Source organism: Paracoccus marcusii (assembly GCF_006151785.1).
GTDB lineage: Bacteria > Pseudomonadota > Alphaproteobacteria > Rhodobacterales > Rhodobacteraceae > Paracoccus > Paracoccus marcusii.
The window spans coordinates 1-5,982 of sequence record NZ_VDDD01000174.1 but is presented as its reverse complement, the minus strand read 5'-3'; the positions used below and the strand labels follow the sequence as shown (position 1 = coordinate 5,982).

The window sequence follows — 5,982 nt, the reverse complement described above, 5'->3', positions numbered from 1 at the left end:
GTGCTGGCCGGATCGGCGCGCCCTGCACCCTCGCCCCGGCGCACGGCCAGCATCGCCGCCGTTGCCCAGCCCGAGCCTGCAGCCGCGCCCGCCCCGGAACCGCAGATGCAGGCGGCCCCCGGCACCCTGTCGCTGGACAGTTCCAGGGCGCCCAAGCCGCGGTCCGAAACCGTGATCCTGGCCGCGATGGGCGAAGGCGACCTGAGCGCACCCGAGGCACTGGAGGTCGTGCGCCGTCCCACCGACAGCGGCCGCAACTGGGGCGTCAGCCTGGGCCGCTACACCTCTCAGGCCGAGGCTGACCGGCTGCTGCTGCGTCTGGCCCTACAGGACGGCAACCTGTTCGGCGCGGCGCGCCGGCACGTCGCCAACACCAATCGCGGGTTCGAGCCGCAGTTCGGAAACCTCTCCAAGGGCCATGCCGAACTGGCCTGCGAGCGGATGCAAAGCCGGTCGCAGCCCTGCCAGGTCATCGCCAACTGACGACCCGGTCAGACTGACTTGACGCCCCCGCCCGAAAAGGCGGGGGCTTTTTCATATGCGGATGCGACAACCTGCCCGCTATGCCGGCGCGCCGCTTGCTCTATGTTATTTTCAGTAATTTCTGAAATGACGGGAACAAGCGAATGTCAGTGTCGGCCTTGCGTCAGGAGTTCATCCTGCATTTCGGTGAAATGGGATCGCGGTGGGGCATCAACCGCACCGTCGGTCAGGTCTATGCCCTGCTGTTCCTGGCGGATGAGCCGCTGTGTGCGGACGACATCGTCGCCGCCCTGGGCTTCTCCCGTTCGAACGTGTCGATGGCGCTCAAGGAGTTGCAAAGCTGGAACCTGGTGCGCCTGCGCCATCAGCAGGACGACCGGCGCGAATTCTTCACCACGCCCGACGACCTGTGGGAGATCGTGCGCACGCTGATCAACGAACGGCGCAAGCGCGAGATCGACCCGACGCTGACCAAGCTTCGCGAACTGTCGATGGCCGAACCCAACCCGGCTGACCGCGCAGCCCACGCCCGCATCGCCGAACTGCGCCAGCTGATCGAACAGATGACGCGGTTCCACGATGACCTGGCCCGGTTCGAGACCGAGCGCCTGGTCGCGCTGATGAACATGGGCGCCCGTCTTGGCCGCCTTGTCGACGGCGCGGGCAAGCTGATCCCGATCCGCCGCAGCAAACCTCAATCGAAAGGCTGAAACCCATGGACCCGCTGATTCTGTCGCGGATTCAATTTGCCGCGAACATCTCGTTCCATATCCTGTTCCCGACCATCACGATCGCGCTTGGCTGGGTGCTGCTGTTCTTCAAGCTGCGCTTCAACCGCACGGGCGACGAAAAATGGATGGACGCCTATCGCTTCTGGGTGAAGGTGTTTGCCCTGTCCTTCGCGCTTGGCGTCGTGTCGGGCATCACCATGTCGTTCCAGTTCGGCACCAACTGGCCCGGTTTCATGGAAAGCGTCGGCAACATCGCGGGTCCGCTTCTGGCCTATGAGGTGCTGACCGCCTTCTTCCTCGAGGCCGCCTTCCTGGGCATCATGCTGTTCGGCTTTCGCCGCGTGCCGGGCTGGCTGCACACGACCGCGACCTTTCTGGTGGCGTTCGGCACCACCCTGTCGGCCTTCTGGATCCTGGTCCTGAACAGCTGGATGCACACGCCCGCGGGCTATGAGGTGATCGACGGCGTGGTCCACGCGACCGACTGGATGGCGATCATCTTCAACCCGTCGCTGCCCTACCGCCTGACGCACATGCTGCTGGCCTCGGGGCTGACGGTGGCCTTCCTCATCGCGGGCATCTCGGCGCTGCGCTGGATCTGGGGCGACCGGGGGGACGAGGTGCGTGCCACGCTGCGCTTTGGTGCGACGCTTGGCGCGGTGCTGATCCCGCTGCAGATCTATGCCGGCGACATGCACGGCCTGAACACGCTGGAACACCAGCCCGCCAAGGTCGCCGCGATGGAGGGCAACTGGGAGACGCAGGGCAACGTGCCGCTGGTCCTCTTCGCCCTGCCCGATCAGGAGGCGCGCGAGAACCGGATGGAGATCGCCATCCCCAACGTCGCATCCCTGATCCTGACGCACAGCCTGGACGGCGAGGTGCCGGGCCTGAACGATTTCGTGGCCGCCGACGGCACCCCCGAACACCCGCCCGTGGCCCCGGTCTTCTTCAGCTTCCGGATCATGGTGGGCATGGGCATGGCGATGCTGGCGCTGTCCTGGTCTGCCTTGTGGTTCATGCGCCGCGGTCGCGGGGTCGAAGGCCTGCCGCGCCCCTGGATCTATGCCTTTGCCGCGATGGGCTTCTCGGGCTGGATCGCCACGCTGGCGGGCTGGTACGTGACCGAGATCGGGCGTCAGCCCTGGCTGGTCACGGGCGTCCTGACCACCAAGGAGGCGGTCGGCCCGGTCACCGGCGGCATGGTCGCCTCCAGCCTGGTCGCCTACCTTCTGGTCTATGCGGTCCTGATGGCGGCCTACCTGGGCACGCTGACCTATCTGGCGCGCCGCGCCGCACGCCACGACCCGCTGACCCCAGACCTGCCCACCCCCGACGCAGGCGTGCACGCCCTGCAACCTGCGGAGTAGATCATGCACCTCTTCGGTGATCCGTTCATCTGGCTGCCCTTCGTCTTCGCGATGCTGATGGGCATCTCTATCCTGGTCTATGTCGTCCTGGACGGCTTCGACCTGGGGGTGGGCCTGCTGTTCCCCTTCGCCACCCCGTCGGAACGCGACCGCATGGTCGCCTCGATCGGTCCCTTCTGGGACGCGAACGAGACCTGGCTGGTCCTGGCCATCGGCCTGCTGCTGGTGGCCTTCCCGGTGGCGCACGGGGTGATCCTGACTGCCCTTTACCTGCCGGTGACGGTCATGCTGATCGGCCTGATCCTGCGCGGCGTCGCGTTCGAGTTCCGCGCCAAGGCCCCGACCCGTCACCGCGCCGCGTGGAACCGGGCGTTCTTCGCGGGCAGCCTGGCCTCAACCCTGGCGCAGGGGTTCATGCTGGGCCTCTATGTCACCGGGCTGCAGCTCAGCTGGACCAACATCGCGTTTGCGCTGCTGACGGCGGTGTTCCTGACGGTGGGGTTCAGCGTCATCGGTGCGACCTGGCTGATCGGCAAGGCCGAGGGCGTTCTGCAGGCCAAGGCGATCCTGTGGGCACGGCGCGGCATCTGGGGGCTGGTGGCGGGCATCGCCGCGATTTCGGCCGCATCGCCCCTGGTCAGTGCCCGCATCTGGGACAAGTGGTTCAGCTGGCCCGAATTTGCGATCCTGGCCCCCCTGCCGATCCTGTCGGTGGTGCTGATCGCCACCCTGTGGCGGGTGCTGCACGTGCTGCCGATGGAGAACGACCGCATGGCCTGGACGCCCTTCGCCCTGACCACGGCGCTGTTCGTCCTGGCCTTCGGGGGGCTGGCCTACAGCTTCTACCCCTATGTCGTCCCCGAACAGATGACGATCTATCAGGCCGCGGCCGCACCCGAGGCGCTGATCATCATCCTGGTGGGCGCGCTGGTCGTCCTGCCGGTCATCATAGCCTATTCGGTGCTGGCCTACACGGTCTTCCGCGGCAAGGCGACCGAACTGACCTATTCCTGAACGAACAAGGTGGGCCGCCTGGCCCGCCTTTCCTCATCAGCCGCTGAACAGGAAGTGGAGGACGTCGCCGTCCTTGACCTCATAGGTCTTGCCCTCGACGCGCAGCTTGCCCGCCTCGCGCGCTCCGGCCTCGCCCTTGCCGGCGACATAGTCGTCATAGGCGATGGTTTCCGACCGGATGAAGCCCTTCTCGAAATCGCCATGGATCACGCCCGCCGCCTGCGGGGCCAGGGTGCCCTTGGTGATGGTCCAGGCGCGGGCCTCCTTGGGGCCCACGGTGAAATAGGTCTGCAGACCAAGCAGGCTGTATCCGGCGCGGATCAGCCGGTCCAGGCCCGGCTCCTCCAGCCCCATCTCGCCCAGGAACATCTGCGCCTCCTCGGCGTCCAGCTGGCTGATCTCCTCCTCGATCCGGGCCGAGATCACGACATGGCCCGCGCCCTGCGCCTCGGCCATCTCGCGGACCTTCTCGGACAGGGCATTGCCGTTGGCAGCCTCGTCCTCGGCCACGTTGCAGACGAACAGCACGGGCTTTGCAGTCAGCAGCTGCAGCATGTCCCACGCGCGGCGGTCGTCGTCGGACACGGCGATGGTGCGCGCCGGGCGGCCCTCGTTCAGCACGGCCAGAGCCTGGCGCAGCAGGCGGTCCTGATCCAGCGCGTCCTTGTCCCCGCCCTTTAGCTTGCGCGACAGGTTGGCCAGGCGACGCTCGATCGATTCCATGTCGGCGATCATCAGCTCGGTCTCGATCACGTCGGCATCGGCCAGCGGGTCGACGCGGCCCTCGACATGGGTGATGTCGCCATCCTCGAAGCAGCGCAGCACATGGGCGATGGCGTCCGTCTCGCGGATGTTGGCCAGGAACTGGTTGCCCAGGCCTTCGCCCTTGCTGGCGCCCTTCACCAGGCCCGCGATGTCCACGAAGGTGATGCGCGTCGGGATGATCTGCTTGCTGCCTGCGATGGCGGCCAGGGTGTCCAGCCGCGGGTCGGGGACCGCGACCTCGCCCACGTTGGGCTCGATGGTGCAGAACGGGAAGTTCGCGGCCTGTGCGGCGGCGGTTTTCGTCAATGCGTTGAACAGCGTCGACTTGCCCACGTTCGGCAAGCCCACGATCCCCATGCGAAAGCCCATGACAGCACCCTTTCCCGTCTGAATATCCCGCGCCTGTTACGCGCCCCGCGCGGCCAAGTCCAGCCTTGGCCCGGCCCGCGCCCGACCCGCGCCCGGAGATTGCACCCACCCCCCATGCGCGCTAGGGATTGTGCCAAAGAATGCAGGGACGGACATGACCAGAATCGACGACAGGTTTGCGGCGCTCAAGGCCCAGGGCAAGAAGGCCTTCGTGGCCTACATGATGGCATCCGACCCCGACGATGCGACCGCGCTGCAGATCATGCGCGGCCTGCCCGACGCGGGGGTGGACATCATCGAACTTGGCATGCCCTTCACCGACCCGATGGCCGATGGCAGCACGATCCAGGCGGCAGGTCAGCGCGCCCTGGCCCAGGGCGGCAGCGTCAGCCGCACGCTGGACATCGTGCGCGAATTCCGGCGCGACGACACCACGACGCCCATCGTGCTGATGGGCTATTACAATCCGATCTATGCCCGAAAGGGCGGCGTCACCCAGTTCCTGACCGATGCGGTCGAGGCGGGGATCGACGGCCTGATCGTCGTCGACCTGCCCCCCGAGGAGGATTCCGAACTCTGCGTGCCAGCTACGGCCGCGGGGCTGAACTTCATCCGCCTGGCGACGCCGACGACCGACGACCGCCGCCTGCCTGCGGTGGTCAGGAACATCACGGGCTTCGTCTATTACGTCAGCGTCACGGGGATCACCGGCGCGGCCGCAGCCAATGCCGCCGACGTCGCCCCCGAGGTCGCGCGCATCCGCGCCGCCGCCGGCCTGCCGGTGGTCGTGGGCTTTGGCATCTCGACCCCCGAGGCCGCCGAGGCGATCGCATCCGTCGCCGACGGCTGCGTCGTCGGCAGCGCCATCGTCAAGCAGATCGGCGAGGGTCGCCCCGTCCCGGAAATCCTGGCCTTCGTCCGCGACCTGGCCGCGGGCGCCCATCGCGGGTGAGCTTGGCCTTCGATCACGTGGCCATCGCCGCCCGCACCCTGGACGAAGGGGCGGCGTGGCTGGCCGGCCACGGCCTGACGCTGGAACCGGGCGGGCGCCATCCGGGCATGGGCACCCACAACCGCCTGATGTCGCTTGGGCCGGGGGAATACCTGGAACTGATCGCGCCCGATCCGGAGGCCGATGTTCGGCCCTGCTGGTTCGGGCTGGACGGGTTCGACGGCCCGCCGCGGGTGGCGGGCTGGGTGATGCGCGCGACGCCGCTGCGCGCACCCGCCGGCACGCGCGTCGTGCAGGC

Annotated in this window: 6 protein-coding genes and 1 pseudogene; 6 read left to right on the top strand and 1 reads right to left on the bottom strand. The window is 67.5% G+C overall.

The features are described from left to right. The 4 genes and pseudogenes from FHD68_RS19165 to FHD68_RS17280 form a co-directional block, all read left to right on the top strand. Positions 1-483 (top strand): annotated as a pseudogene (locus tag FHD68_RS19165) (D-alanyl-D-alanine carboxypeptidase); the annotation flags it as partial. A 143-nt stretch (positions 484-626) separates the two neighbouring features. Continuing rightward, complete coding sequence (locus FHD68_RS17290; protein WP_127898363.1) at positions 627-1,193, top strand: GbsR/MarR family transcriptional regulator; 567 nt, start codon at positions 627-629, stop codon at positions 1,191-1,193. A gap of 5 nt (positions 1,194-1,198) precedes the next feature. Then, complete coding sequence (locus tag FHD68_RS17285; protein ID WP_127898362.1) at positions 1,199-2,584, top strand: cytochrome ubiquinol oxidase subunit I; 1,386 nt, start codon at positions 1,199-1,201, stop codon at positions 2,582-2,584. A gap of 3 nt (positions 2,585-2,587) precedes the next feature. Then, positions 2,588-3,598: a cytochrome d ubiquinol oxidase subunit II gene (locus FHD68_RS17280; RefSeq protein ID WP_127898361.1), complete on the top strand. Its 1,011-nt coding sequence runs from the start codon at positions 2,588-2,590 to the stop codon at positions 3,596-3,598. Between the two features lie 36 nt (positions 3,599-3,634). Here FHD68_RS17280 and ychF read toward each other — a convergent pair whose 3' ends face one another. After that, on the bottom strand, positions 3,635-4,732 hold the full coding sequence (gene ychF / locus FHD68_RS17275) for a redox-regulated ATPase YchF (protein ID WP_045999324.1): 1,098 nt from the start codon (positions 4,730-4,732) through the stop codon (positions 3,635-3,637). 154 nt (positions 4,733-4,886) lie between these two features. Between ychF and trpA the strand changes: the two genes are divergently transcribed. Together trpA and FHD68_RS17265 are read left to right on the top strand one after the other, a co-directional pair. Continuing rightward, on the top strand, positions 4,887-5,684 hold the full coding sequence (gene trpA / locus FHD68_RS17270) for a tryptophan synthase subunit alpha (RefSeq protein ID WP_045983790.1): 798 nt from the start codon (positions 4,887-4,889) through the stop codon (positions 5,682-5,684). Continuing rightward, positions 5,681-5,982 (top strand): VOC family protein (locus tag FHD68_RS17265; RefSeq protein ID WP_139086374.1); only part of this gene is annotated, 302 nt, incomplete at its 3' end. The genes trpA and FHD68_RS17265, both read left to right, overlap by 4 nt.